Genomic DNA, 26,942 nt, shown 5'->3' with positions numbered 1-26,942 from the left:
CCCTCCGGCGTTTGAGGAGCGGGGGTCCGGGGGGCGGCCCCTGAAACGGGGTCCGGGGCGGAGCCCCGTGCGGGGTCCGGGGCGGAGCCCCGAAAAAGGGTGGAGGTCCAAGGGGCGCAGCCCCCTTGACCGGCGGTCGGGGTCGAAGGGGCAGCGCCCCTGGGGATGGGACGGGTAGGGGCGGCGGGGGCGAGGAACCCTCACATGTCACGAATACGTGGCCCTCACGTCATAAGTCGCTGTGCACTGCCCCACGCCCACTACCCTGGAGTGGTGACTATTCGCCTGTACGACACCAGTGCCCGGCAGATCCGTGACTTCGCCCCGCTCAGGCCGGGTTGCGTCTCGATCTACCTGTGTGGCGCCACCGTGCAGGCAGCACCTCACATCGGGCACATCCGCTCGGGCCTCAACTTCGACATCATGCGCCGCTGGTTCGCCTACCGCGGCTACGAGGTGACGTTCATCCGGAACGTCACGGACATCGACGACAAGATCATCACCAAGTCGGCGGACCAGGGCCGCCCGTGGTGGGCGATCGGCTACGAGAACGAGCGCGCGTTCAACGACGGGTACGAGGTGCTGGGATGCCTGCCGCCCACGTACGAGCCGCGCGCGACGGGCCACGTGACCGAGATGGTCGAGATGATGCGCGGGCTCATCGAGCGCGGCCACGCCTACGAGGCCGAGGGGAACGTCTACTTCGACGTGCGCTCCTTCCCGGAGTACCTGCAGCTGTCCAACCAGGAGTTGGAGAACCTGCTGCAGCCCTCGGGCGAGGGCGAGACGGGCAAGCGGGACCCCCGCGACTTCGCCATGTGGAAGGCCGCCAAGCCCGGCGAGCCGACCTGGGAGACACCGTGGGGACGCGGGCGGCCGGGCTGGCACCTGGAGTGCTCGGCCATGGCCCACAAGTACCTGGGCAGCGTGTTCGACATCCACGGCGGCGGGCTCGACCTGATCTTCCCCCACCATGAGAACGAGATCGCCCAGGCCAAGGCCTTCGGCGACGAGTTCGCCCGCTACTGGGTGCACAACGCGTGGGTCACCATGAGCGGCGAGAAGATGTCGAAGTCCCTCGGCAACTCGGTGCTCGTCAGCGAGATGGTCAAGCACTGGCGGCCGATCGTCCTGCGCTACTACCTCGGCACGCCGCACTACCGGTCGATGATCGAGTACAGCGAGGACGCCCTGCGCGAGGCCGAGTCGGCGTTCGCGCGCATCGAGGGCTTCGTCCAGCGGGTCGTGGAGAAGGCCGGCGGTGCCGTCGAGCCGTCGGCCGAGGTGCCGCCCGCCTTCGCCGAGGCCATGGACGACGACCTCGGGGTACCGCAGGCGCTCGCCGTCGTGCACACCACGGTCCGCCAGGGCAACTCCGCCCTCGCCGCCGACGACAAAGAGGCCGCCGTGGCCCGCCTCGCCGAGGTGCGCGCCATGCTCGGCGTCCTCGGCCTCGACCCCCTCGACGCGCAGTGGTCGACCGAGGGCGACCGCGGTGAGGACCTGCACGGGGTCGTCGACAGCCTCGTACGGCTCGTCCTCGACCAGCGCGAGGCGGCCCGCTCCCGCAAGGACTGGGCGACCGCGGACGCCATCCGCGACCAGCTCAACCAGTCGGGTCTGGTCATCGAGGACAGCCCGCAGGGACCGCGCTGGTCGCTCGGCCCGCGCTGAGCACTTCTCGATCGACTCCTCGATCGACTTCTCGATCGGCTTCTTGATCGATTGTGCCGCTCGGCTCTCCGGGCGGCACACTGCATAAGACGTACGTACGAAAGCTCACGGAGACAGGTAGGTCATGGCCGCAAACAACCGCCGCATGTCCGGCAAGAAGGGCGCGCAGGTCGGCAGTGGCGGCCAACGGCGCCGGGGCCTCGAGGGCAAGGGTCCGACCCCGCCCGCCGAGATGCGCAAGGGTCACGTCAAGCAGCGCGCCGCGAACGCCAAGTCGCGGCGGGCGGCGCAGGGGCGGCCGCAGCCCAAGGGCCGGGGCGGCAAGTCGTCCTCCGAGCTGGTCGTCGGCCGCAACCCCGTCGTCGAGGCGCTGCGCGAGGGCGTGCCCGCGTCCACGCTGTACGTCCAGCAGTTCATCGACAACGACGAGCGGGTCCGCGAGGCGCTCCAGTTCGCCGCCGAGCGCGGCGGCATCAACCTCATGGAGGCCCCCCGCCCAGAGCTCGACCGCATGACGAACGGCCTCAACCACCAGGGCCTCGTCCTCCAGGTCCCGCCCTACGAGTACGCGCACCCCGAGGACCTCGCGAACGCCGCGTACGACGAGGGCCAGGACCCGCTGATCGTCGCCCTCGACGGAGTGACCGACCCGCGCAACCTGGGCGCCGTCGTCCGGTCCGTCACCGCGTTCGGCGGGCACGGCGTGGTGGTGCCCGAACGGCGCGCGGCCGGCATGACCGCCGGTGCCTGGAAGACGTCCGCCGGTACGGCCGCCCGTACGCCCGTCGCGCGCGCCACCAACCTCACGCGCGCCCTGGAGGCGTACAAGAAGGCCGGCATCGTGGTCGTCGGACTCGCCGCCGACGGTGAGGTCGAGGTCGACCAACTGGAGGCGCTCGAAGGGCCCGTCGTCATCGTCGTCGGCAGCGAGGGCAAGGGCCTGTCCCGACTCGTGGGCGAGACCTGCGACTTCCGGGTGCGGATCCCCATGCCCGGTGGCGCCGAGTCGCTGAACGCCGGTGTGGCGGCGGGAGTTGTGCTGTACGAGGCGGCGCGCCGGCGCGCGTGAGACGGGGCGTCGGGGGTGTCTGGGGCACGTCCGGGGCATTGCGGATGATCTTGATGGTGTCCGGACAGATCGGGGCGGTCAAGGCAGTGTCCTAACGACACGTCACTCGGTTAGATGAGTGTGGACACCAGAACACCCCGCACACCCACGGGGGACCGCTCGTCTGGATTCGACGACGCTCCCGCGCTGAGCATGGTGAAGGTGCCGAGCGATCCGGCGCAGATCATCGTCAATCACGCCAGTTTCCGCGTGCAGTTGGGCGCCGCGCAGGGGGCCCGGTCCCCGCGGATCGCACGGTACTCCAGCGCCACCGAGAACACCGCGCGCATCCCTGTCGTGGGCGCGGCGGGCAGGGCGGGCGCGGCCGCCGGCACCCGCCGCCGGGCGCCCGTCGTCTGGAGCGGGAGGTCCGCACCCGACGACACCGGCGCCCACCGGCTGCTGCAGGCCGTGCGGAGCACGAGCGTGCACCACCACGCCGACCCGCTGGGCGACGCCGGCGCGACCCAGGTCATCCCCCGCGTCGACGACCCCAACGGATACCCCTCGGGGTCCGGCTACGACACCGGGGCCGACCGCTACGCCACCGGAGCGGGCGGCCACGGAGGTCACGGCAGTCATGGCAGTCATGGCAGTCACGTTGGTCACGTTGGTCATACTGATCACGTTGGCCACGACGGCGACCTGACCGTCGAGACCCCCATCGTGGGCGCCCAGCGCAGCCACGGCGACCACGCCCCCGCCGGCGCCCGCATCCTGCCCCCGATGCGCGGCGCGGGCAGCGCGTACGACGAGCCCGGGTACGGGGACGCCGGTTACGCCGAATCCGGATACGCCGAACCCGGGTACGCCGACGAGGAGTTCGAGGAGGGGTACGAGGACGCCGACGGGCGCTCACCGTCCAGGCGCCACGGCAACGAGCCCCTGCGGCACGCCTACTACCCCGGCCGCCGGATGAACCTCGGCGTGGTGCTGCTGCCGTTGCGGGTCTTCCTCGGCTGCATCTCCATCTACGCCGGCATGGGCAAACTCTGCGACCCGCACTACTTCGACGGCGGCAAGCGCGGCTCCATGGTGAAGTGGCTCAACACGCTGCACCCGTGGGAAGTCGCCGAGCCACTGCGCCAGTTCGGCCTCGAACACCCCGTCGGCGCCGGCCTGGTCATCGCCTTCGCCCAGGTCGTCGTGGGCGTCCTCACGGTCCTCGGCCTCTGGCAGCGCGTCGCCGCCGCCTTCGGGGCCCTGCTGTCGGCCGCGCTGCTCGTCACCGTCAGCTGGAAGACCGTCCCGGCCTACGAGACCCCCGACATCATCTACCTCGCCGCCTGGTCCCCGCTGATCATCGCCGGCGCACCCGTCTACTCCGCCGACGGCCGCCTCGCCGGGAACGCCTGGCGCCGGCTCGGCCCGCGCGCGGAGCTCTGGGAACTGCGGCGGTACGTGCTGCGCCGCGGCGCCCTCGTCACCGCCGTCGTCATCGGGCTCACCCTGCTCGTCGGCTCGGTGCTCGGCGGAGCCGTCCGGGACGCCGACCGCGTGGTCGTCCCCGGCCCGGGCGAGGCCCCGCGCAACGAACTGCCCGGCTCACCGCTCCCCAAGGAACCCGGCAGGCACAAGAAGAGCACCCCGTCATCGGCCGACTCGCCCACGCAGGGCGCCACGTCCGCCAGTCCCTCCCAGGGCGCGAGCAGCCCGGGCGCGACCCGCGACACGGGCGCCGTCACCGGCGGCCGCCCCAGCCAGACCCAGGGCACGGCCGGGCAGGTCCCGCCGCAGCAGACGTCCCCGGGCCGGCAGGCCCCCAGCACCACCACGGGCCCCACCTCCAGCGGCGGCGCGTCCGGCGGCTCCTCCACGGGCGCCGGCGGCTCGGCCGGCTCCGGCGGAGGCGGCTCCGAGGGAGGCAAGGACGGACTCGTGGGCGGCCTGCTCGGGTAACGACCAGAGGAACGCACGCGTCGTACGACGATGGGGTCCCGCACAGGGCATGTGCGGGACCCCGTCGTCGTACAACGGCCTGTGCGGGGCGACTACTTGAACCGTCCGAACCGTCCGAACCGTCCGAACCGTCCGAACCGTCCGGACCGTCCGGACCGCCTGGAACTCAACGCCCCAGCGCAGCCAGCTCCTTCGCCGCCTCCGTCAGGTCCTTCGCCGTGTCGATGGCGCGCCAGTACGCGCCCTGCGGGATCGGGAAGCCGGCCAGGCGGCGCTCACGGGCCAGGCGCGGGAAAGTGGTGCGTTCGTGGTCGCCGCGCTCGGGGAGCAGGGAGGCGAACTCGGGGGAGAAGACGTAGACGCCCGCGTTGATCTCGTGCGTCACGTGCGGGGCCTCGATGAAGTCCGTGACCCGGCCGAAGCCGTCCGTCCGCACGGCGCCCCACGGGATGCGCGGGCGGGCGAGGGCAAGCGTGGCGACGGCGTCGCGCTCGGCGTGGAAGTCCGCCATGTCGCGGAGCGAGAAACGGGTCCAGATGTCGCCGTTCGTCGCGTACCAGGGCTGCTCGGGGTGCGGGAGGTGGGAGGCGGCGTACTTGAGGCCGCCGCCGCGGCCGAGGGGCTCCGTCTCGACGACCGTGGTGACGCGGACGGGCAGGTCGGCCGAGTCCAGCCACTTCTCCAGGACGTCGGCGAGATGGCCGCAGGAGACGACGACGTCGGTCACGCCCTCCTCGGCGAGCCAGGCGAGCTGATGGCCGATGATCGGGGTGCCCGTGCCGGGGATCTCGACCATGGGCTTGGGCCGGTCGTCGGTGTACGGACGCAGCCGGGAACCCTGGCCCCCGGCCAGGACGACGGCTTGAACGGGGCGCGACGCGGCGTTCGGATCGGTCATGACCGGAACTGTACGTGGCACCCCGTTCTCGGGAGCACGGCCCTGTGGATCGGTTGCGCGTGGATCGGTAGCGCGTGGATCGGTTGCGCGGCGGTCACCGCCCGGGCGGCGGACGGGCGGGCTCTGCGGGCGCTCAGCCGTGCTGGGTGAGGACGCCGGACGCGAAGGACGTGTCGCAGACCGGGCGGGCGTACGACTGGGCGCGGGACGGGCCGTACATCCTGACGGCCGCGCGGCCCAGGGAGCGGGCGATCGACGTGCAGTGGCGGGCCAGCGACGGGCGGCCGTTCACGGCCTGCTGGAGGTGGGTGAGGGCGACGCCCGGGTCCTTCTCCTGGAGCTCCAGCAGGAGCTTGTCGCGCAGCACCTCGTGTGCGGCGCGGGACTTGGTGCGGGCCTTGGCGGCGGAGGGGGCCTCGGCGGCGGCGAGCACCGAGTCCGAGGACGAGCTCCCGGACCAGTTGACCCGGGTGACCGCCAGGGTCCCGGAGAGCACCAGGACGACGGGGAGAACGAGAGCGAGGCTGCGGCCGATCCGGCGGGCGGGGCCCGGGCCGCGCTGGGTCCGTTGGGTGATGGTGTGCTTCACGCGAGCGAGGGTAGCGTGGGGTAGTCGGGCGACGACACTTGGTCACCGGTTCGGGGGATGTGAGAGTGCGGATTTCTGGGTAGGGGTTGACGCACACCGCTCGAAATGACCGGTTTTGCCGGAGTGGCTGCGAGCAGCGAAGAGGGCCCCGTGGTGGTCCGCGGGGCCCTCTTCGTCAACCTGGGTGCGTGTGCGTCAGTCGTGCGTCAGTCGGACAGACGCTCGCCCGTGGAGGTCGAGAACACGTGGGTCTCGCCGGAGCGCGGGACGATGTGCAGCGTGCTGCCCTTCTCCGGGACGTCACGGCCGCTGACGCGGACCACGAGGTCCTTGGAGTCGTCGCCGCCGACCTTGGCGGTGCCGTAGACGTACGCGTCGGCGCCCAGCTCCTCGACCACGTTCACGGTGACCGCGAGCCCCTGGTCCGAGTCGGAGCCGGCGACGTCGAAGTGCTCGGGACGGACACCGACGGTGACCGTCTTGTCGGTGGCGGCGGAGAGCGCGTCACGGTCGACCGAGACGACGGAGTTGCCGAACTTCACACCGCCGTCGGTGATCGGCACCTCGACCAGGTTCATCGCCGGGGAGCCGATGAAGCCGGCCACGAAGAGGTTCGCCGGACGGTCGTACATGTTGCGCGGGGTGTCGACCTGCTGGAGCAGACCGTCCTTGAGGACCGCCACGCGGTCGCCCATCGTCATGGCCTCGACCTGGTCGTGGGTGACGTAGACGGTGGTGATGCCGAGGCGGCGCTGCAGCGACGCGATCTGCGTACGGGTCGAGACGCGGAGCTTGGCGTCGAGGTTGGACAGCGGCTCGTCCATGAGGAAGACCTGCGGCTCACGCACGATGGCACGACCCATGGCGACACGTTGACGCTGACCACCGGAGAGCGCCTTCGGCTTGCGGGCCAGGTACTCGGTGAGGTCCAGGATCTTGGCGGCGTCCTCGACCTTCTGCTTGATCTCCGCCTTCGGCACACCGGCGATCTTGAGCGCGAAGCCCATGTTGTCGGCGACGGTCATGTGCGGGTACAGCGCGTAGTTCTGGAACACCATGGCGATGTCCCGGTCCTTCGGCGGCAGGTGCGTGACGTCGCGGTCACCGATGCGGATGGCGCCGGCGTTCACGTCCTCGAGGCCCGCGAGCATGCGGAGCGAGGTGGACTTTCCACAGCCGGACGGGCCGACCAGAACGAGGAACTCCCCGTCCTCGATGTGGATGTCGAGCGCGTCTACGGCGGGCTTCTCGGTACCCGGGTAGATCCGGGTCGCCTTGTCGAACGAAACAGTGGCCATGGGTCGTAGGCCCCCTTCTACCGGCAGGAACGTGCCGGACGATCCGTTGTAGGAAGGTGGTGATCCGCCGCGGCAGTTTCGTACGCTTCCGCGGTGGTGTAGTCCACAGGGGTGAACTGGGTCAGGACGGTACCTGGCGTTCACCGGTCTGTCAGTAGTCCGGGCCTTGTGAACTTCGCGGAAATTTTCGACGGGGCAGAGCGCGGCCCTTTTGGTCCTGCCCAACGGCTTCCTGCTTCATCGCCCACTGCCGACCACGCACAGCCCTGGAGAGCTGTGCCTGACCGGTCTCACACGGACTCCACAGGCATTCCGGCCGACGGCCCGTCGGTCCGTCGGTCCGTACAGCACCGGCCGCTCCTACGCGGTCGGCAAACACTCCTTCAGCTCCGACGCCTTGATCACCGTCGGCGACTTCCTCTCCGGCGGCAGCCCGGCCGCCACCAGCCAGTACAGCCTCATCCCCTCGTCGCGGAGATTCACGGCAGCGTTCACGTCGCGATCATGGACCACACCGCACTCGGTGCAGGTCCACTCCCGAACCGAGACGTCCATCTTCGGGCCCTTCGCGTGACAGGCCGAACACCGCCGGGTCGAGGGGAAGAAACGGTCGACGACCACCAGCGTCCGGCCGTACCACTCGCACTTGTACCGAAGCTGCCGCAGCAACTCACCCCACGCCGCATCGAAGATCGCCTCATTCAGCTTCGCCTTCCGGCGCCTCCCCTTGCCACGCGACGCACGGAGCAGGGTCACGATGGACAGGTCCTCCACCACGAGCACTTGGTTCTCGCGCACCAGGCGGGTCGTGAACTGGTCCAGCAGGTCCCTGCGTACGTCACTGATGAGCGCGTAGAGACGTGCGATCCTCTGTCTGACCTTCTGCCGGTTCCTCGACCCCCTCACCTTCTTGTGCAGCTCACGCTGCAACCGCGCCAACTTCTCCGCATACCGCCTCAACAACCGCGGATGATCAAGCTTCGTCCCGTCGTCCAGCGTCACGAGCGACGCCAGACCCAGATCCAGCCCCACCGCCTTCGGCGCCCGCGAACCCGGCACGAACGCGGCAGGCAATGGTGCTATTCGCTCCTCCACCAGCGTCGACACGAAGTACCGGCCGGCTCGATCCCGCGTCACCGACAACCGAACCGGAACCGTCCCGGCGGGCAACGCCCTCGACCAGCGGACGTCCAACGGCCGCGCCTGTTTGGCCAGCGTGATCAGCCCCGTACCCGTCCGCTCCGGATCCTCCACCCACTTGAAACCCGTACGCACATACGTCGCCGTATCCCGGGACCGCCCCTTCCTCTTCCGCTTCGGATACCGCGCCACACCCTTGAAGAACCGGCCGAACGCCTGGTCGAGATGCCGCAACGACTGCTGCAGAACCGTCGACGACACCTCCCCCAGCCACACCGTCTCCTCCGACCGCTTCCAACCGGTCAGCGCTCGACACGTCTCCGCGAAACCCACATTCACGCGGTGCTGCTCCCAGGCGTTGGAACGCAGAGCCAACCCCTCGTTGCAGACCCACCGACAGGCACCGAACGTCCGCCCCAGCTGCTCGGCCTGCTCCTCCGTCGGATAGAAGCGGAACCGGTACAGACGGTGCTGGGTGTCCGGCTCCTTGACGTGCCCCTTCAACGGGGTCGCCTTGCGCGTGTGGTGCTTGCGGCGGTCGCCGATGCCGAGCGCCTCACGCTTGATGCGCTTGGCTTGCTCGCCCGTCACCGCTTTCGGCTTCGCCTTCTCCGCCGACCCGCCCATGATCCCCTCCCCGACGATCCGATCTTCGGAACAGCACGTCAGACCGATCAACGAACGGGTGCACGGATGGTTACGCACAGTTTTTTGGATCACATGAGCGGGGAACTTCGTGGCTTGAGGATGCGGGCTCTGTGTAGAGTGGAGCCGCCTTCGCGTGCGGCGTTGTGGTGCGCGGTGCCTCCTTAGCTCAGTCCGGCCCAGAGCGGATCACTTGTAATGATCAGGTCGTCGGTTCGAATCCGACAGGGGGCTCTTTCTTCCGTTCCGGAGCCCTCGTCTGCTGCGAGGTGTTCTGGCGCAGCGCCGCACGGCCCCACACCCTCCAGTCCCTCCGGCGTTCGGATTTCCGCCGTGTGAGGTGAACCGCCCCTGCCCCGCCACCGTCTGGTGAAGTGCGTAGCCTTGACTGGTCGCTGTGGGAGTGGGAGGGGAGCGGAGTTCCCCGAGGTTGTCGGACCGCGTCCACGGTGAGGTGCGACTGTGGGAGGGAACGACGTGTTGCCAGCTGACCGTGCGCCGGGTGCGCGCGCCGAACGGCACGATGTCCTGCTCGGTGTCCTGTTCGGTTTCCTGTTCGGTTTCCTGCTCGGCCCGGTCGGGGGCGGCTTATGAGGCCGCAGCGGGACGACGTGGGCGAGCACGGTGAGGGTGAGTCTCCGCCCGTGTTGATCGACAAGCTCCTCGCCGCTTCTGTCGCCAGGCGCTTCTACCTCGACAATCAGTCGAAGGTCGACATCGCCAGGGAATTCAACATCAGCCGTTTCAAGGTCGCCCGTCTTCTCGACGCCGCGGTGGCCCACGACATCGTGCGGATCGACATCACCGTCCCGGCCGAGATCGACGCCCCGCTCGCGCAGGCCCTGACCGAACGTTTCGGTCTCCGGCACGTCGTCGTCGTCAGGTTGGCCGCGGGTGAGGGCGGTGCACCGGGTGCGGGGGACTCGCGCCAGGTCAACCGGTGGCTCGGAACGGCGGCCGCGCAGCTGGTCTCGGAGATCGCCGAGGAGGGTGACGTCCTGGGGCTGGACGGGAGTCGTTCGGTGGAGGCGTTCAGTGAGTCGGTTGTCCGGCTGCCTTCCTGCGACGTGGTCCAGCTGACCGGGGTGCACGGGCAGGACCTGGCCAATGACGCCGTTGTCGCCGCGGTGCGTCGTACTGCCGAGGCCGGTGGTGGCCGTGCCTTTCCCCTCTATGCGCCGTTCGCTCTGCCGGACGCGCAGACCGCTTCCATTCTCAGGAGCCAGCCGTCCATCGCCGAGACGCTGAACCGTTTCGGCCGGGTGACCAAGGCGGTCGTCGGTGTTCGTGCGTGGGCTGCGGCGGGTTCGCCGGTGTACGAGGCGCTGAGCGATGAGGAGCGCGAGACGTACCGGGGGTTCGGTGCCTGTGCCGAGGTCGCCGGTCACCTCTTCGACGAGGGCGGCCAGGTGATTCCCATGGAGCTGGGCGCGCGCACGATCTCCGTCGGGGCCGATCAGTTGCGTCGCGTTCCGGAGCTGATCGGTGTTTCGGGGGGTCCGCGGAGCGCCGAGGCGATCGGTGCCGTTCTCAAGTCCGGTTTGCTCTCCGGGCTCGTGACGGATGTGACGACCGCGCGCCGCTTGCTGTGGTCCGACGGGGTGGACGACGTGCCGCGGGTGAGGGATGTGTACGTGGTGGAGAAGGCTGGGTGAGGGTGCCCGCCGGTGTGTGGTTTCCGGCGGGCGGTCTCCTGGTCTCGCCTGGTCGGTCTGTTCTGGTCAGAGCGTGGCCTGGTGGCGTGCGGGGCTGTCCGTGGGCGGCAGGTCCTCTGGGAGCAGTGTCGTGAGGTCGGCGAGGCTCGGTGACGGGAGGCCGCCGAGGCGGCGGGCCTGGTTGGTCATCATGGTTTCCAGGAGCCGGCGTGCGAGCCGGGCGTTGCCGAAGGAGCGGTCGCGGGGGATGGCGTCCACGTGGGTGCGCAGTGCCGCGAGGGTGTCGGGGCCGCACTCGTATCCGGAGGTGGTGGCGTGCCGGGTGACGATGGTGACGAGTTCGTCGGTGCTGTAGTCCTCGAACTGTACGTATTTGGAGAACCGTGAGGACAGGCCGGGGTTGGAGGCGAGGAAGCGTTCCATCTCCTCGGTGTATCCGGCGACGATGACGACGACGTCGTCGCGGTGGTCCTCCATGAGTTTGAGGAGGGTGTCGACGGCTTCGCGTCCGAAGTCGTTGGAGGCGCCGCCTTCGGGGGTGAGGGTGTAGGCCTCGTCGACGAACAGAACGCCGCCGAGTGCGCTGTTGAAGACCTCCTTGGTGCGCTGGGCGGTGTGGCCGATGTACTGGCCCACCAGGTCGGCGCGGTCCACCTCGACCAGGGTGGGGCGGGGGAGTACTCCGAGTGAGTGGAGGAGTTTGGCGTAGAGGCGGGCCACCGTGGTTTTTCCGGTGCCGGGTGGGCCGGTGAAGACGAGGTGGTTGCTGATCTTCGGGGCGGGCAGTCCGGCCGCGATGCGCTGGCGGGCGTTGGACAGCAGGTTGACCAGGTCGGTGACTTCCTGCTTCACGGATCCGAGTCCCACCATGGCGGTGAGTTCGGTCATTGGGTCGGCTGCCGCGTCCGTGTCGTTGGTGTGCTGTGGTGTTCCGCGGACGGCCGCCGCTTCCGCGTCCCCGACGTCCTGTGGCAGGAGGAGCGTGAGGTCGTTCTCGCCCGGGTCCGGCATGGCCGCGAGCCGGAAGGCCTGTCGGTCCACCATCTCCTCGAACACCCCGCGGGCCGCCCGGCCGTTGCCGAAGCTGGCGTCGCGGGTCATGCCTTCGAAGCGTACGGCGAGTGCCTCGCGGGTCAGTGGCCCGAGTTCGTACTGGTGCTTGACGCACATGCTCTCGGTGATGGTGACCAGTTCGTCCACCGCGTAGTTGCCGAACTCGACGGTGCGGGTGAAACGGGAGGCCAGGCCGGGGTTGGCGGACAGGAAGGACTCCATCTGTTCGGAGTATCCGGCCGCCACGACGACCACGTCGTCGCGGTGGTCCTCCATGAGTTTGAGGAGGGTGTCGACGGCTTCGCGTCCGAAGTCGTTGGAGGCGCCGCCTTCGGGGGTGAGGGTGTAGGCCTCGTCGATGAAGAGCACGCCGCCGAGTGCGCTGTTGAAGGCTTCGGTGGTTTTGATGGCGGTTCCGCCGATGATCTGGGCGACCAGGTCGGCGCGGGCGACCTCGACGAGGTGTCCGGAGCGCAGGACGCCGAGGTCCGCGAGGATGCTTCCGTAGAGGCGGGCGACGGTGGTCTTTCCGGTGCCGGGCGGGCCGGCGAAGATCAGGTGCCGGCTCATGGGTGGGACCGGCATGCCGAGGCGGCGGCGGCGTTCGGCGAGCTGGTTGAGGTTGACCAGGGTGTTGACCTGGTGTTTGACGTTGTCGAGGCCGATGAGTGCCTCCAGTTCCGCGAGCGGGCCCTCGGGTTCGGGTGGGCTCGCGGGTTGGCCGGGTGCTGTGTTCTCGCCGCCCGGTATCTCGGCGTTCTCGCCCCAGCTGTCCGGCGTGCCGTTGTCCGCGCTGGTGAGGAAGTCGACGGAGAGCTGGTCGCCTGAGCGGCTCTGGCGCAGTCCGGCTCCTCGGTTGTCGCGTACGACGCAGCGGGTGACGGTGACTCGTTCGGCGCTGTCGACGCGTATGCCGTCGCCGGTGCTGCCGGTGATCTCGCAGGTGGTGAGGGAGGCTCGGCCGCCGCGGGCCACCTGGATGCCGTGGGCCTTGGAGTCGTTCACGCGTACGTGGTCCAGGGTGATCTCGCCGGTGTCCTGGACGTTCACGCCCGCGTCGGCGCTGTCGGTGATCTCGCAGTCCCGCAGGGTGCCGCGTCCGTGGGCGCCGATGAGGACGCCCGACCGGGCGGAGGAGCGCAGTGCGGTGTCGGTGATCTCGGGGTTCGCGTCGTCGTCGATGCTGAGGCCGCAGCCGCCCGCTGAGTCGATCTCGCAGTGTTCCAGGCGGCCGCGGCCGTCGTCGGTGATCTCGATGCCGTGGCCGCCTGCTCGGATGACCCGGGCGTGGCGCAGGAGGGGGTTGGCGGAGCGTACGGAGATGCCGGTGCCGGTCGCGTCGAGTACGTCCAGGCGGTCGAACTCGGCGGAGGAGTCGTCGGCGAGCAGTACGGCCGTGGAGGCGTCGGTGCAGTCGCTGACCTTTGTGTCCCGCAGGAGCGGGGAGCTGCCTTCGACGATCCGGATGGCGGGTTCGGTGGAGGTGTGGAACTCGCAGTCCTCCAGGGTTCCGCGGGAGCGGTCGAGGACGAGCAGTCCGCTGTTCTTGGTGCGTCGGGTGACGCAGTGGCGCAGGTAGGGGTCGGCGCCGCCGGAGATGACGATGGCGCTCTGGGCGATGGACTCGAAGGAGGTCTCTTCGATCTCGGGCCGGGACAGGCTGCTCACCAGCAGGCCCACGGAGGTGTGGTGGACGGTCGAGCGCAGGACGCGGGTGGAGCTGTGTCCTTCCAGGGCGATGGCGGGTTTGTCGGTGCCGGAGATGTCGCAGTTGTCCACGGTGCCCCTGGCTTCGCCGCTGGCGAGGACGCCGTTGGCGCGTGCGCCGCGGATGCGGCAGTCGCGGAGGAGGGGTCGGGCTGTCTCGCCGATGACGACGGCGGAGGTGCCGAAGTTCTCGAACACGCAGTCCTCGATGACGCTTTCGGTCTCCGAGGAGTCGACGATTCCGGCGCCGCCGGGGTTGCTGATCCGGCAGTCGCGGGCGGCCAGTGAGCCCTTGCCGCGGACCAGCAGCGCCGTCCATCCGGAGCCGGTGACGGTGCAGCCGTCGAGGGCGGCCTGGCCGGCGGGTACGTCGACGACGGGCAGTTCCTTGTCGCGTCCGCGCAGGGTCAGGCCGCCCAGCATGACGGCGTCGGCCATGAGGCTGACGGCGCTGCCGGCGCGGGGGCTGAGTTCGACGGTTCCCGGTTCGCCCTCGGCGACGATCGTCACCCGGTTCCTGATGACGAGGTTCTCGGCGTAGCGGCCGGGGTGTACTCGGATCACCGACCCGGTGCGTGCCTGGGCCAGTGCCTCACCGATCGTCTGGAAGCTGTCCGTCCGTTCCGGGCTGACCGTGAGTATTTGCCGTGCCACGCGCCTCGAACCTCCTTGGAATCTCTGCGCCTTGGGTTCTGCCTGGTTCTGCTGCCTGGGTTCTGCTCGGGTCCTGCCCCGTGCGTGCGGGCGCCTATGTCATGCGCATATCATGCGCTTTATGCGGAGTGCCATGAAATACAGGTGTACGGGCCTTGTGCTGGCTGTCGCCGCCCTCCTGCCGGGCACCGGTGTGCCCGCCTTCGCCGCACCGGACGCGACGTCGGCCGTTCCCGCCGCCGACGTTCCCGCCGCCGACGTTCCCGCCGCCGACGTTCCCGCCGCCGACGTTCCCGCCGCCGACGTTCCCGCCTCCGGCGATTCCGGCGCCGGCGATCCGGGCGCGACGCGACTGCCTCCGCTGCCGGTGCGCCTGGGTGAGGACAGCCCGTGCACCGGAGCCTCGGAGGCGACCGCCACGGGCGCGGCGTGGTCGCAGACGGCTCTCGGGCTGTCGTGGGCGCAGCGGATGTCCCGGGGCGCCGGGGTGACGGTCGCGGTGGTCGACACCGGTGTCTCCACTGACGTGCCCAGCCTGTCGGGGCGGGTGACGGCCCTCGACGGCGCCGGTGAGGACTGCGTGGGGCACGGCACCTTCGCCGCGGGGCTCATCGCGGCCGCCCCTAGGGAGGGCAGCGGTGTCACGGGGGTCGCCCCGGAGGCCGAGATCGTCGCGCTGCGGGGCACCGACGACCGCGGTGTGCCCTCCGTCCAGCGCGTCGCCCTCGGCATCCGTACGGCGGCGGACCGGGGCGCGCGGGTCATCTACGTCGGCCACACGCTGCGCACCGGGAAGGCGGAGCTGACCGACGCCGTCGCCTACGCCACCCGGCGGGACGCCCTCGTGGTCGCGCCCGCCGCCCCGGACGCCGTACCGCGCGAGGAACTCGGGCCCGGCGGCGAGATGCCCGGGGGGCCGTACTGGCCGGCCGCGGCGCCCGGTGTGCTGTCCGTCGTGGACTTCGGGCGCAGCGGTCTGAGGCAGGAGAAGGCTCCGCCGGCCCATGAGCCCGACCTGGCGGCGCCGGGCAGCTCCATGGTCAGCGTCGGGCCGCGCGGGTCCGGCCACTACATCGGCTCCGGGGCCTCGCTGGCCACGGCCGTCACCGCGGGGGCCGCCGCGCTGTTGCGGGCGTACCGGCCCGAGATGAAGGCGGCGGAGGTCTCCGCGCGGCTCCTCGCGACCAGCTATCCGTCGGACACGCCCCGGCTCGATCCCTATGCCGCGCTGTCCGTGGTCCCGGAGGCGGCTGAGGCCACCCCGGGTCGGCCGGCCGCCGCGCATCTTCCGGAGCCGGCCGATCCCGGTCCTCGGAGCCGGGCGTTGGCGATCGCGGGTGTGGGGCTGGCGGTGGTGCTTTTGATCGGAGCGGCGGCCGTGGTGATTCCTCGTGGCCGCGCTCGGAACTGGCTGCCGGGGGGCTCCGCCAGGGAGCAGTAAGCGGGTCGTTCGCGTGTGGGAGCGGCGTCTGCGTGGGTGGTGGTCGGGTGGGGCTGCTCGTCTGCCGGGTTCGTGTCGGTGCGTGGCTGCGGGTTGGTTGTGGCTTGTCGCGCGGTTCCCCGCGCCCCTGGAGGGGCTTGCGCCCGCGGTGGGCAGTAACCGGGGCGTTCGGGAGTAGAAGCCGCGTCTGCCTGGCTGGTGCCGTCGTATTGCCGCAGGCTCGTTGTGGCTTGTCGCGCGGTTCCCCGCACCCCTGAAGGGGCCTGCGGCCCCTTGGGGGCGCGGCCCTCTCACGGCTGTATGACGCATCAGTCGTCGCCCCCCAGACGTGGTGTCTGGATCTGGAGGGTCTTGCGGCGGGCGATGCGGACGGCGCGGCCGGGGATCAGTTCGCGGCCCTTGACGTTGCCGAACAGGTAGCCCTCGCTCGGTGGACAGGACATCAGCAGGGCGGGGGTGTTGACCTCCTGGAGCCTGCGCATCAGGGGCTCGTTGAGGCCGCGGCCGGCTCCGGCGGAGGAGCGGGCCACGATCATGTGCAGGCCGACCTCGTGGCCGAGCGCGAGATGGTCGAGCAGCGGGTTGAACGGCTGCGTCATGGGACCGCTGCCCACCATGTCGTAGTCGTCGACGAGGACGAACAGCCGTGGCCCCTTCCACCAGTCGGCCTGCCTCATCCGTGAGGGGGCGATGTCCTCCCCGGGGACCCGCTGCCTGACGGCCCTGGCGGCCCCGTCCACGAGTTCCTTCAGCATGTCCAGGGACACGGCGTGGCCGAGGCGGTAGGGCTCGGGGATGCTCTCGACCAGTTCGCGCCGGTAGTCCACGGTCATGATGCGGGCCTCGCCGGGGGTGTACCGGTCGGTGATGCCCTTGGCGATGACCTTCAGGAGGTTGGTCTTGCCGCATTCGGTGTCGCCGACGACGACCAGGTGCGGGTTCTCGGTGAAGTCGTGCCAGACCGGGGCGAGTTCGTTCTCGTCCAGGCCGATGGCGATCCGCAGGCCGAGGTCGCCCTGCGCCTCGGGGAGTTCGGCGACGGGCAGGCTGGTCGGCAGCATCCGCACGCGGGGTGCGGCCGGGCCCGTCCAGTTCTCGTCGATCGCGGCGACGAGACCGGCGACGCCTTCGGCGAGGTCGTCGGCGTCCTCCACGCCGTCGATGCGGGGCAGCGCGGAGAGGTAGTGCAGCTTGTCGGCGGTCAGGCCCCGGCCGGGGCTGCGCGGGACGGTCGCCGCCCTGCGGGAGTCGATCTGGGAGTCCATCGGGTCTCCCATCCGCAGTTCGAGGCGGGTTCCGGTCTGGTCGCGCACGGACGACGACAGCTCCACCCACCGGGCCGTGGTCACCATCAGGTGGACGCCGTAGTTGAGTCCGCGGGAGGCCAGCGCGTTGAAGGTGGGGATGTGGCGGTCGAAGTCCTGGCGCACGGTGGACCAGCCGTCGACGACGAGGAAGACGTCGCCGTGCGGCTCGTCGGGGAACTCGCCCGCCGCCCGCCGTTTGCGGTACGTGGGCATGGAGTCGATGCCGTTCTCCAGGAAGAACCGTTCCCGCTTGGTGAGCAGTGCGGTGACCTCGGCGATCACCCGGCCCACGCGCTCGGTGTCCACGCGGGCCGCCACTCCGCTCACATGGGGCAGGCCGTCGAGGGCGGCGAGGGTGCCGCCGCCGAAGTCCAGGCAGTAGAACTGCACTTCGCGGGGGGTGTGGGTGAGGGCGAGCCCGGTGATGAGGGCCCTCAGCAGGGTGCTCTTGCCGCTCTGCGGGCCGCCGGCGATCCCCACGTGGCCGCCGGCCGCCGACAGGTCCACCGTCAGCAGGTCGCGGAGCTGGTCGAACGGCCGGTCCACGATGCCCACCGGCACGGTGAGCCGGCCCCGCATCGGCCAGTCGGCCGTGGTGAGGCCGTAGCGCGGATCGGGCGTCAGCGGCGGCAGGATCTGGTCCAGGGTGGGCGGGGTGTCGAGCGGGGGCAGCCAGACCTGGTGGGCGGGCCGGCCCGAGCCGCGCAGCCGGTCGAGCGCCACCGACAGCAGCGACTCCCCGCTCTCCTCGTCGGCGCCCTCCGTCTCCGGCTCCTCCTCGGCCGTCCCGGTGAGATCCGGGTCCGCGAGGGTGCGCGGCACCACCCACTCCGCCGTCCAGGGCACCACCTGACGCGCCACCTGCGCCTGTACGACGGCACGGCGCCGCTGGTACGGGCCCGAGACGTACGCGGCACGGAACCGGGTCAGCGCGTCGACACCGCTTTTGAGGAATCCGGCACCCGGCTGCGCGGGCAGCTCGTAGGCGTCCGGCACGCCCAGCACGCCACGGCTCTCCATCGCCGAGAAGGTGCGCAGACCGATCCGGTACGACAGGTGGCTCTCCAACTGGTGCATACGGCTCTCGTCGAGCCGCTGCGAGGCGAGCAGCAGGTGCACCCCGAGCGAGCGGCCGAGCCGCCCGATCATGATGAACAGCTCCATGAAGTCACGGTGCGCGGACAGCAGTTCGCTGAACTCGTCGACCACGACGAACAGGCTGGGCAACGGCTCCAGCGCCGCCCCGGACTGCCGGGCCTTCTCGTACTCCAGGGCGGAGGTGTAGTTGCCGGCGGCCCGCAGCAGCTCCTGACGGCGTATCAGCTCACCGTGCAGGGCGTCCTGCATACGGGCGACCAGCGCCACCTCGTCGGCGAGGTTGGTGATGACGGCGGAGGTGTGCGGCAGTTCGTCGAGGCCGAGGAAGGTGGCGCCGCCCTTGAAGTCGACGAGGACGAAGTTCAGCGTCTCGGAGGAGTTGGTGAGGGCGAGCGCGAGGACGAGGGTGCGCAGCAGCTCGCTCTTGCCGGAGCCGGTGGCGCCGATGAGCATGCCGTGCGGGCCGGTACCGCCCTGCGCGGACTCCTTGATGTCCAGCTCCACCGGCCTGCCGTCGCCGCTGACCGCGATGGGCACCCGGAGCCGGGCGCTGCCGGTGGCCCGCTCCCAGAGCGTGGCCGGGTCGTGCCGGTGCAGATCCGGGATGTTCAGCAGCGAGGTCAGCTCGACGTCGGTGGCGAGCGGCTTGGAGTCGTCGCCGCCCACGCTCATCCGGTACGGCGCGAGGAGCCGGGCCAGGGCCAGCGCCCCGGCGGGACCGAACCGGTCGGGCCTGCCGAGCACGGTCGACTGTTCCTTGCGGTCGCGGTCGGTGCGGACCAGCGCGACGCTGTCCTGCTTCACCTCCAGGCGCAGGGTGGTGCGGCCGGGCTTCCAGGCGAGGGATCCGGTGAGGTCGAGCACCACCGCGTTGCGGAACCCGTGGCCGTCGAAGCGGTGGCCCGCCGGCACGGTGCAGCCGTCGATCACGATGACCGTGAAGGGCTCCTCGCGGCCGGGGACCGCGTCGGGGTCGGCGCCGGGGCGCTCGTGGAACTCGGCGCCGAGCAGACCCTCCAGCTCGTTGAAGGCCGAGGTGATCATGCGGGCCGGTCCGGCGCCGTCCTCCTCGTGCCGGTGCAGGCTGTGCGGGAGCCACTTCGCCCACTCCCACTCGGCGCGCCGCTCGTCCGAGACGCACAGCGCGATCCACAGGTCGTCGGGGGAGTGGAAGACCGCCAGCTGGGCGAGCAGGGCGCGCACCAGCTCGCGGGTGCGCTCCTCGTCGCCGCGGAAGAGCACCTTCGACCAGGCGCGCAGGTAGATCGCGATGGGCTGGTCGCGGACGGTCGAGTAGGCCTTGGTGAAGCTGCGCAGCGCGTGCGCGGACAGCGGTTCGAGGTCCTCGACGGGCTTGGTCGACAGCGGGGTCAGCTTCATCGCGATGCGCTGGTCGCCGACGCCCATCCGGACCTCCGCGAAGTCCTCGTCGGACGCCCGGCGCTCCCACAGCCGGGTGCTGCGCGCGAAGGACGACAGCGCGTCGGGCTCGGGGTGGCGCCAGGCCAGCGCCCGCTGCTGGTCGACGACGGACGCCCGCACCTTGCGCCGCGTCTGCCGCAGATAGCGCAGGTAGTCGCGGCGCTCGCCCTTCAGCCGCTGCTTGCGGTCGGCGTTGCGCTTCATGACCTGACCGAGCATCATCGCCGCGGACGCGACCACCATCATGCCGAGCGCGATATAGATGAATCCGCCGCTGGAGCGCGCCATACCGGGCCGCATGAACATCAGCATCATCGATACGGACATCAGCGCCATCGGCAGGTATGTCCATACCGCGGAAGTGTCCGGCACCACTTCGGGAAGGGTCGGCGGTTCCTGAAGACTCAGGTCTCCCGACGGCAATTCCGGACCTTTGCGGCGTGCCGGCCTGCGAAACAGGATCACGCTCACGAATGGCCTCCTCGATGATGTCGGAACAATTCCGGCGACGGCACGGCCAAGCCCGGGCGTAAGCCCGAGCGTAAGCCCGAGCGTAAGCCGGAGCGTAAGCCGGAGCGTATGCCGGAACGTATGCCGGAGTTCACCGTTTCCCGGATGCTCGGAACGGCTTTTTCGTCAGCCCGTACGGCACGGCTGATTTCCGATTCCCGAATGGGATCCGGGGGAGCTGTGTGAAGGGCTGTATTCTTCAACGGTGTTGCGAAGGGGACCGGCCGACCGCCAGACTCTTCGGCGCGCACTGCCCGACTTCCCGTCACGTTCAGTGACCGACCGGTGTGCCGCTTCCCCACCTTCCAGCCACCGCGTTCCGCGGTCCGCCAGAAAGCGTGAACCCGAAGCCCATGACTGACATTCAGGTGGCAAACCTGTGCCGCGTCACCGTACGTGCTCCGGCCAGGACCGTCGACCTGGCCGTGCCCTCCGACGTCCCTGTTGCCGATCTGCTGCCCACTGTGATCGGCTACGGAGGCGACGACCTGGAGGAATCCGGCCTGGAGCACGGTGGTTGGGTACTGCAACGCCTCGGCGGCCCACCGCTCGACCCAGAGAGTACCTTGGACTCCCTCGGCCTGCGTGACGGCGAGGCGCTTTATCTCAGGCCGCGCACCGAGGCGTTGCCCGAGGTGCACCTCGACGACCTCGTCGACGGCATCTCCACCACCATGCGGCAACGGCCGTACGGCTGGAGCCCGGAGGCCGGCCGGCGCCTGCTGCACGGTCTGGCCGTCGCCACTCTCGCGCTGGGCGTGGTGTTCCTGGCCGTGCCGGGCTCGCCCGGCTGGCTGCGGGCGCTGGTGGCCTTGGCCGCCGGACTGCTGCTGCTCGCGGGGGCCGGCTCCGCGGCCCGCGCCGTCGGCGACTCGGCGGCGGGTTCGATGCTCGGCCTCATGGCGACCCCCTACTTCGCGCTGGCCGGATGGCTGCTGCCCGGCGGGGAGTTGAGCGGCGCCGACGGTGACGCCGTGCTCGGTGCGCGCCTGCTGGCGGCCTCGGCCGCGGCCGGCGGCGCGGCGGTGCTGGCGCTCGCGGCGGTCGGCATGTACCCGGCGCTGTTCCTCGGTACGGCGTCCATCGCGGTGGCGGGGGCACTGGGCGCGGTCCTGATCCTGGTGAAGCTGTCGCCGGAGCAGGCGGCCGGCGCGGTCGTCGTCGTGGTGGTGCTGTTCGGCGGTTTCGTCCCCTCGCTGTCGTTCCGGCTCTCCGGCATGCGGATGCCGCCGCTGCCCACCAACGTCCAGCAGCTGCAGCAGGGCATCGACCCGTACCCCGCCTCCGACGTCGAGACCCGAGCCACCATGGCGGACGGCTGGATGACCGCCTTCTACACGGCCATCGGCCTGATCTGCCTGCCCTGTCTCGCGATGCTCGTGGCCGATCCGAGCCTCGCCCGGGTCCTCACCGTCGTGGCCCTGTCGCTGCTGCTGCTCCTGCACAGCAGGGGACTTGGCAACGTCCTGCAGCGGCTCGCGCTGACCACCGCCGGCGCCTGGGGCACCGCCCTGCTGCTGTTCGTGGCGGCACGCGCCCTCGACCCGGAGGGCCGGCTGACCCTGACGGCCGGACTGCTGGGCCTGACGGCCGCGATCACCATCGCCTCCTGGACCGTGCCGGGACGGCGGCTGGTTCCGTACTGGGGACGCGCGGCCGAGCTGCTGCACTCACTCGCCGCCATCAGCATGCTGCCGCTGACCCTGTGGTCGATGGGCGTCTACGGCATGCTGCGCGGGATCAACGGCTGACCTGGGAGAACGGCGACCATGCACAGCAAACGGGACCAAGTACAGGCCCATCTCTTCGTCATGGGCCGACTGGCCTCGGCCATGCTGCGGGCCGAGCCGGACGACCCGGAGAGCCCCCTCGGCAGAACCAACCGCGGTGCCGCGATAGGCGTGGTCATCGCCGTGCTGGTGTGCGCGGGGGCGTTCGTCTTCGGGCTCATCAGGCCGGGCGGGAACGACTCCTGGCGCAGCGCGCAGAACCTCATCGTCGACAAGCAGACCGGCGCCCGCTACCTGTATCTGGACGGACGGCTGCGCCCGGTGCGCAACTACGCCTCGGCCCAGCTGATCTCGGGAGGCGCCGTCGACGTCACGACCGTGGGCACGTCCTCGCTCGCGGGCACACCGCACGGGACGCCCGTCGGCATCCCGGACGGCCCGGAGACGCTGCCGGGCACCGGTGACCTGGACAGCAAACCCTGGCTGGTGTGTTCCGGCGTCCAGCCGAGGACCACCGGAGTCGTCATGGCGACCACTGCCCTCGCCCTCGGCACGGACGAGCCCGAGGACATTCCGGGCGGGCGGCAACTGGGCGAGCGGGACGGCCTGTTGATCTCCGGTCCCGACGACACGACGTACCTGGTGTGGCAGGGCAGCCGGCTGCGCCTGGACAAGCGGGCGAACGCAGCCGAGGCCCTCGGGTACGGGGACGTCACGCCGCGCCCCGTCTCGGCCGCGTTCCTCGACGCCTTCCCCCAGGGGCCCGACCTGGCCCCGGCCGACGTGCCCGGCAGGGGAGCCCAAGGGCCTGAGTTGGCGGGCCGCAGCACCAGGATCGGGCAGGTCTTCCGGGTCGACGTACCCGGCTCCGCGCCCCGGTACCACCTGCTCACCCAGCAGGGGCTGGTCCCGCTCACGGCCACCGGAGCGGCGCTGACGCTCGGCGACCCGCGGACCCGTGAGAAGGCGTACGGGGGAGCCGCGGCGAGCGTGGCGACGCTCGGGGCCGACGCCCTCACCGAGCATCTCGCCCCGGGGGCAGGGGACTTCGCGGCCCAGGCGGCGAAACTGCCCCAGCGCCCGCCGAAGGCCGTCGGTGTCCCCGCCGCCTCGGTCGCGTGCGCCGCCGTCGACTCCACGGAGCGGGGTGTGCGGGTGGGCGCGTCCGTGCTGCCCGCGAGCGCCCTGCCCGAGGCAGCGCAGGCACCCGGCCCCGAGGTCGTGCCGGGCTGTCTGAAGGTCGACGCCATCGCCGTACGAGCCGGAAAGGGCGCGCTGGTCAGGGCGTTGAGCGCGGGTGGCAGCGAGCTGGGGGACACCACCTACCTGGTGACCGACGAGGGCCTGAAGTACCGGGTGCTGTCCCAGGAGGGCGTGAAGGCGCTGGGATACGAGGGCGTCGAGGCGCGGACGATGCCGTCGCCGATGCTGGCGATGCTGCCGAGCGGCCCGGACCTCACTCCCGAGGCGGCGTCCTCGGGTGAGGCGAGGGTGACGCTGCGTTGTCCGGAGAAATAGTGGGCATGTGGGAAAAGTCGCATCGCTGGTGCGCCTGCGGCGGGGAAATTTTCGGATTCTTCGGGGTCACCTTGTGTTAAGGCCGTGTGTTCCACCGCCACACGGGAAAGGGGAGATTGTCCGGTCTGCCCGGCCGTCATTGTGTCGCCGCTCAAGTGAGCGGCGCACATTCCGGACCTGTGCTCAACTGAGCGTCGAAAGAGTCGAGTTGGCGTGGTCTTTGCCGTTCGTTGGCAATTGCCAAACGAGTTGACGGGTGCTTAGCATCTGGCCACCCCCCATGTTCCGGCGAACCAGTGCGTGCTTCGCGGGCCACCTCGTCTGCCCACGGGTGGTATGGGGCTCAGAGATCGGTGAATTTCGCCGTTAGGGAGTTCTCTCATGGCCATGCAGCAGTCCGAAGAGCAGGCGACACGCGGCGGGATCATGGCGCTGGAGACGGCGTTCAGTGACATCTCGCGCCGCCAGCACGACGTGCAGTCCACCGCGGGCAACCTCGCCAACAGCTACCAGGGCAAGGACGGCGGGAAGTTCAAGCAGTTGATGGAGACGTGGGACGGGCATGTCGACACCATCCTGATCAATCTGGACCGGATGGTCGACGAGCTCAACGAGACCCTCAGGGAACAGGGTCTGGTGCAGGGTTCCTCGGACGAGGCGATCGACGCGGAGTACTCCAGGTCCACGGCCGTCTTCGACGAGCTCAACGGGACGGACGTCTCCTCCTCCAACACCACCTCCACCACGGGCCAGGCCGAGTCGGGCATTCCTTCCTGACGTCGTCCCCCCCACAGCCTTCCCTCCTGAGCACGGGGTTCCGCCGGCGGTGAGCACGGCGGAACGCGCTCGGGAGAACAACGCTCAGCAGCGACGGTCCCGCCCACTGACCGTCGGTACCCGCCCCCCGTACCCGCGGCGAATCGAGGATTCCGATGAACAACAGCGAAGGCTTTATCTACGTCGACTACGCCCAGGTGCAGGCCGCCGTGGAGGACATGCAGAACCAGTCGCAGGCCATCGCGAGCGCCATCGAGACCCTGAACCAGGAGCTGTCCGAGCTCCAGAACACCTGGATCGGTGACGACCGCGACGTCTACGGCGAAGTCCAGTCGAAGTGGAACGCGGCCGTCGAGAACATCAGGACCCTGCTCAACAACCACTCCCTCGCGCTCACCGACATCTCCGACGACTACCGGCGCAGCGAGCAGAGCGGCACCCAGCGGTGGCAGGGCGTCAGGATCGGCAGTCGCTGACCGCGCGAGACAGCTGTCTCCCGCCGTTCCCGCGCACGACGGCGCGGGCCGGGTTCTCCGCGCGCGACGTGCGGGTCGAGCCGGGCGGGAGCGGCGAATGAACGACCGGGCGCCGTCGGCCTCCGTTGTTCCGTGCGCCGCTGACCCGGTCCGGAACAGCTGAGGGCGACGGCGCCCGGCGTTTGACCGATCTTTCAGAAGTCCTGGGCGCGGGACCGGTCCGGTCCCCCGACGCCGCACGGAAGGGGAACGACGTGGCCGAAGTCACGGTCCTTGACAGCGAATTCCTGAAGAAGTTCATCAGCGAACACATCGAGCCCTTCGTGGCGGCCCTGGGCAAAATCGCCAAGGACGACCCGAAGGACGGGCCGGCCATGGAATCCGTCAGCGAAGGTATCGACACCACCACGATCACCGCCACGAAGCCGCTCATCCTGGGCGGTATGGCCGGCGAGAACGCGGCGGCGGGCGGGGGCGAGCTGAACGCGGTCGTCCAGAAGGCGGCGGGAGAGATCGTGCGCGTCTTCGAGGACCATTCGGTGCTCTTCGAGGACGTCCAGGATGCTCTGTGGGAAACCATCGAGCAGTTGAACAAGAGCCAGGGGAAAGGCCTGGAGACCATCGCCATGGAGGAATTCATGGACATCTTCGAGGACGTCGACAGCGACCTCACCGGTGACGGCGATGACGAGGACGATTCCTAGGACGGTCCGACCCCGGACCGCCAGCCCTCTTTTCTCCCACGACCACGACCACGACATTCGCGGAGCACGGTGATGGCCGACCCCAAGGACAACAACGACGACAACTGGAGAGCGGCGGTCTCGATGCTCACCGGTTATCCCGTTCCGGACCGGGCCGAGGTGTTCAAGGACCTGACGGGGAACGACGGCATCCCGATGATCCATGTCCGCCTGGACAAGGTGGGCGGGCCGGGTTGGTCGTCCGGCTTCATCGGCTCGGGCGGCTGGCACACGAAGAACACCGACTACACCATCCCGTTCTACCGCCCGGCCAATGACGCCAAGGACGTGTCGGCGGGGACGATGCTCTACATGTACCGGGCGCACATCACCTTCCTGGCCTCCTATCAGGAGGCACCGCCCGGCGGGAACGACATCATCCCGGACTACACGAAGACCAGCACGAACCTGAAGGACAAGGGCGGCTGGAACAAAGAGGGAAACGACCTCGACTGGAACACCAGAGCCCTGACCCAGTACGTCTACGGCTCCAAGGAAGCCCTTGGGCAGCTGACGGCGTGGCCCCACTCCACCCACGGTTTCTCGAACCGTGGGGCGAACGTCACCGACAGCGCCTATGTCGATCTGAACTCGTTCACCGACTCGGCCAGGGCGTTCGACCGGGCCGTGAAGTTCTTCGAGGACAGCGCGGTCACCGTCGGCAAATGGGACACCGAGAACATCGGCGAGGGCAGCGATTCCTGGGACGGTACCTCGGCCGCCATCTTCAAGGCGCTCATCCACAAGCTGGCCAGGAACTACGAGGGATACGCCGACCAGCTCAACGGTGACAACGGCGACGGATCCGCCGGCGAAACAGCCCTCGACGGAACGGTGGTCAAGTCCGAGCCCGCTCGCGCCCTGATCGCCGCCCAGAACCAGCTCTACGAGCAGGCGAAGAACCTTGAGTACGCCTACAACTCGTGGAGGCCCGAGAGCAATCCCCAGCGTTGGCTCTACGACATGCTGGAACAGGCCCGTCTGGAGTTCCTCGACCAGGTCGACAAAACCGACTTCGAGACGATCGGGGGCGGAATGTACAGCTCTGCCCAAATCGTCGTCGTGGCGAAGGAAGGTTTCAAGAACGACGTCATCATCGACGGCCAGTCCTATGGATCGCCCAGTGACATGGCGACCTGGAAGAAGGTGGCGGACGAGGCGGTGAGCCGGTGGGGGAAGTCCGTTCAGAACTTCCTCGGAGTGGCGGGCGCGGAGGCCATCGTCGCCATTCACAAGGCCTTCGGTGACGCCCAGAAGGCTTTTGACACCAAGCTGACCGACAAGGACAAGCGGTCGCTCTCGGACATCTCCGCGAAGGAAGAGGCCGACAAGGCGAAGAAGGAAGCCGACGCGGCGCGGGCGAAGGCCGAGGCCGACGCGGCGAAGGCCAAGGCCGAGGCCGAGGCGGCGGCAGCGGCGGCCAAGGCGCAGGCGGAGAAGGACAAGGCCGAGGCCAAGGCCGAGCGGGACAGGGAGAAGGCGGAGGCCGAGAGGGAGAAGGCCGAGGCCAAGGCGCAGGCGGAGAAGGACAAGGCCGAGGCCAAGGCCGAGCGGGACAGGGAGAAGGCGGAGGCCGAGAGGGAGAAGGCCGAGGCCAAGG

General features: G+C 69.9%; 17 protein-coding genes and 1 tRNA gene. 12 read left to right on the top strand and 6 right to left on the bottom strand.

The window, feature by feature from the left end:
- The first annotated feature begins 273 nt into the window (after positions 1-273).
- The 3 genes from cysS to AB0959_RS17535 all read left to right on the top strand — a co-directional run bounded on the left by cysS (position 274) and on the right by AB0959_RS17535 (position 4,681).
- Complete coding sequence (gene cysS / locus AB0959_RS17545; protein WP_366827296.1) at positions 274-1,674, top strand: cysteine--tRNA ligase; 1,401 nt, start codon at positions 274-276, stop codon at positions 1,672-1,674.
- Positions 1,675-1,798: 124 nt separating this feature from the next.
- A complete protein-coding gene (gene rlmB, locus AB0959_RS17540; RefSeq protein ID WP_366827294.1) occupies positions 1,799-2,743 on the top strand; it encodes a 23S rRNA (guanosine(2251)-2'-O)-methyltransferase RlmB in 945 nt (314 codons plus the stop codon).
- A 114-nt stretch (positions 2,744-2,857) separates the two neighbouring features.
- Positions 2,858-4,681, top strand: coding sequence for a DoxX family membrane protein (locus tag AB0959_RS17535; RefSeq protein ID WP_366827293.1), 1,824 nt, complete (start codon positions 2,858-2,860; stop codon positions 4,679-4,681).
- A 166-nt stretch (positions 4,682-4,847) separates the two neighbouring features.
- Here AB0959_RS17535 and AB0959_RS17530 read toward each other — a convergent pair whose 3' ends face one another.
- From AB0959_RS17530 to AB0959_RS17515, 4 genes are all read right to left on the bottom strand, one after another.
- On the bottom strand, positions 4,848-5,579 hold the full coding sequence (locus tag AB0959_RS17530; protein ID WP_366827292.1) for a nucleotidyltransferase family protein: 732 nt from the start codon (positions 5,577-5,579) through the stop codon (positions 4,848-4,850).
- 133 nt (positions 5,580-5,712) lie between these two features.
- Positions 5,713-6,168: a hypothetical protein gene (locus AB0959_RS17525; RefSeq protein WP_366827291.1), complete on the bottom strand. Its 456-nt coding sequence runs from the start codon at positions 6,166-6,168 to the stop codon at positions 5,713-5,715.
- 206 nt (positions 6,169-6,374) lie between these two features.
- Positions 6,375-7,466 carry a sn-glycerol-3-phosphate ABC transporter ATP-binding protein UgpC gene (gene ugpC, locus AB0959_RS17520; protein WP_366827290.1) on the bottom strand — a complete coding sequence of 364 codons (1,092 nt, stop codon included), beginning with the start codon at positions 7,464-7,466 and terminating at the stop codon, positions 6,375-6,377.
- A gap of 360 nt (positions 7,467-7,826) precedes the next feature.
- Positions 7,827-9,233 (bottom strand): RNA-guided endonuclease TnpB family protein, encoded by a 1,407-nt coding sequence (locus AB0959_RS17515; protein WP_366827289.1) that lies wholly within the window; start codon positions 9,231-9,233, stop codon positions 7,827-7,829.
- A 176-nt stretch (positions 9,234-9,409) separates the two neighbouring features.
- Between AB0959_RS17515 and AB0959_RS17510 the strand changes: the two genes are divergently transcribed.
- Together AB0959_RS17510 and AB0959_RS17505 are read left to right on the top strand one after the other, a co-directional pair.
- Positions 9,410-9,485, top strand: a tRNA-Thr gene (locus AB0959_RS17510).
- Positions 9,486-9,898: 413 nt separating this feature from the next.
- Positions 9,899-10,906 carry a sugar-binding domain-containing protein gene (locus tag AB0959_RS17505; protein WP_366827288.1) on the top strand — a complete coding sequence of 336 codons (1,008 nt, stop codon included), beginning with the start codon at positions 9,899-9,901 and terminating at the stop codon, positions 10,904-10,906.
- Between the two features lie 66 nt (positions 10,907-10,972).
- Here AB0959_RS17505 and AB0959_RS17500 read toward each other — a convergent pair whose 3' ends face one another.
- The gene (locus AB0959_RS17500) at positions 10,973-14,320 is read right to left on the bottom strand and encodes a right-handed parallel beta-helix repeat-containing protein (RefSeq protein ID WP_366827287.1); all 3,348 of its coding nucleotides are present in this window, start codon (positions 14,318-14,320) and stop codon (positions 10,973-10,975) included.
- 133 nt (positions 14,321-14,453) lie between these two features.
- Between AB0959_RS17500 and AB0959_RS17495 the strand changes: the two genes are divergently transcribed.
- Positions 14,454-15,761 (top strand): S8 family serine peptidase, encoded by a 1,308-nt coding sequence (locus AB0959_RS17495; RefSeq protein WP_366827286.1) that lies wholly within the window; start codon positions 14,454-14,456, stop codon positions 15,759-15,761.
- Between the two features lie 308 nt (positions 15,762-16,069).
- On the opposite strand, the gene eccCa is transcribed toward AB0959_RS17495, so the two are convergent.
- Positions 16,070-20,059 carry a type VII secretion protein EccCa gene (gene eccCa, locus AB0959_RS17490; protein WP_366827285.1) on the bottom strand — a complete coding sequence of 1,330 codons (3,990 nt, stop codon included), beginning with the start codon at positions 20,057-20,059 and terminating at the stop codon, positions 16,070-16,072.
- 392 nt (positions 20,060-20,451) lie between these two features.
- Here eccCa and eccD point away from each other — a divergent pair, with 392 nt between their 5' ends.
- From eccD to AB0959_RS17460, 6 genes are all read left to right on the top strand, one after another.
- Entirely contained in the window at positions 20,452-21,849 is a 1,398-nt protein-coding gene (gene eccD / locus AB0959_RS17485) for a type VII secretion integral membrane protein EccD (RefSeq protein WP_366827284.1), read from the top strand.
- Between the two features lie 18 nt (positions 21,850-21,867).
- The gene (gene eccB, locus AB0959_RS17480; RefSeq protein WP_366827283.1) at positions 21,868-23,346 is read left to right on the top strand and encodes a type VII secretion protein EccB; all 1,479 of its coding nucleotides are present in this window, start codon (positions 21,868-21,870) and stop codon (positions 23,344-23,346) included.
- A gap of 381 nt (positions 23,347-23,727) precedes the next feature.
- Entirely contained in the window at positions 23,728-24,123 is a 396-nt protein-coding gene (locus AB0959_RS17475; RefSeq protein ID WP_366827282.1) for a hypothetical protein, read from the top strand.
- 155 nt (positions 24,124-24,278) lie between these two features.
- Positions 24,279-24,599, top strand: a complete 321-nt coding sequence (locus AB0959_RS17470; protein WP_366827281.1) for a WXG100 family type VII secretion target — start codon at positions 24,279-24,281, stop codon at positions 24,597-24,599.
- A 254-nt stretch (positions 24,600-24,853) separates the two neighbouring features.
- On the top strand, positions 24,854-25,303 hold the full coding sequence (locus tag AB0959_RS17465; RefSeq protein WP_366827280.1) for a type VII secretion system-associated protein: 450 nt from the start codon (positions 24,854-24,856) through the stop codon (positions 25,301-25,303).
- A 72-nt stretch (positions 25,304-25,375) separates the two neighbouring features.
- Positions 25,376-26,942 (top strand): AAWKG family protein (locus AB0959_RS17460; protein ID WP_366827279.1); only part of this gene is annotated, 1,567 nt, incomplete at its 3' end.

This window comes from Streptomyces sp. NPDC046862 (assembly GCF_040704615.1).
In the GTDB taxonomy this organism is placed as follows: domain Bacteria; phylum Actinomycetota; class Actinomycetes; order Streptomycetales; family Streptomycetaceae; genus Streptomyces.
This window is presented reverse-complemented; position numbering and strand designations above follow the sequence as displayed.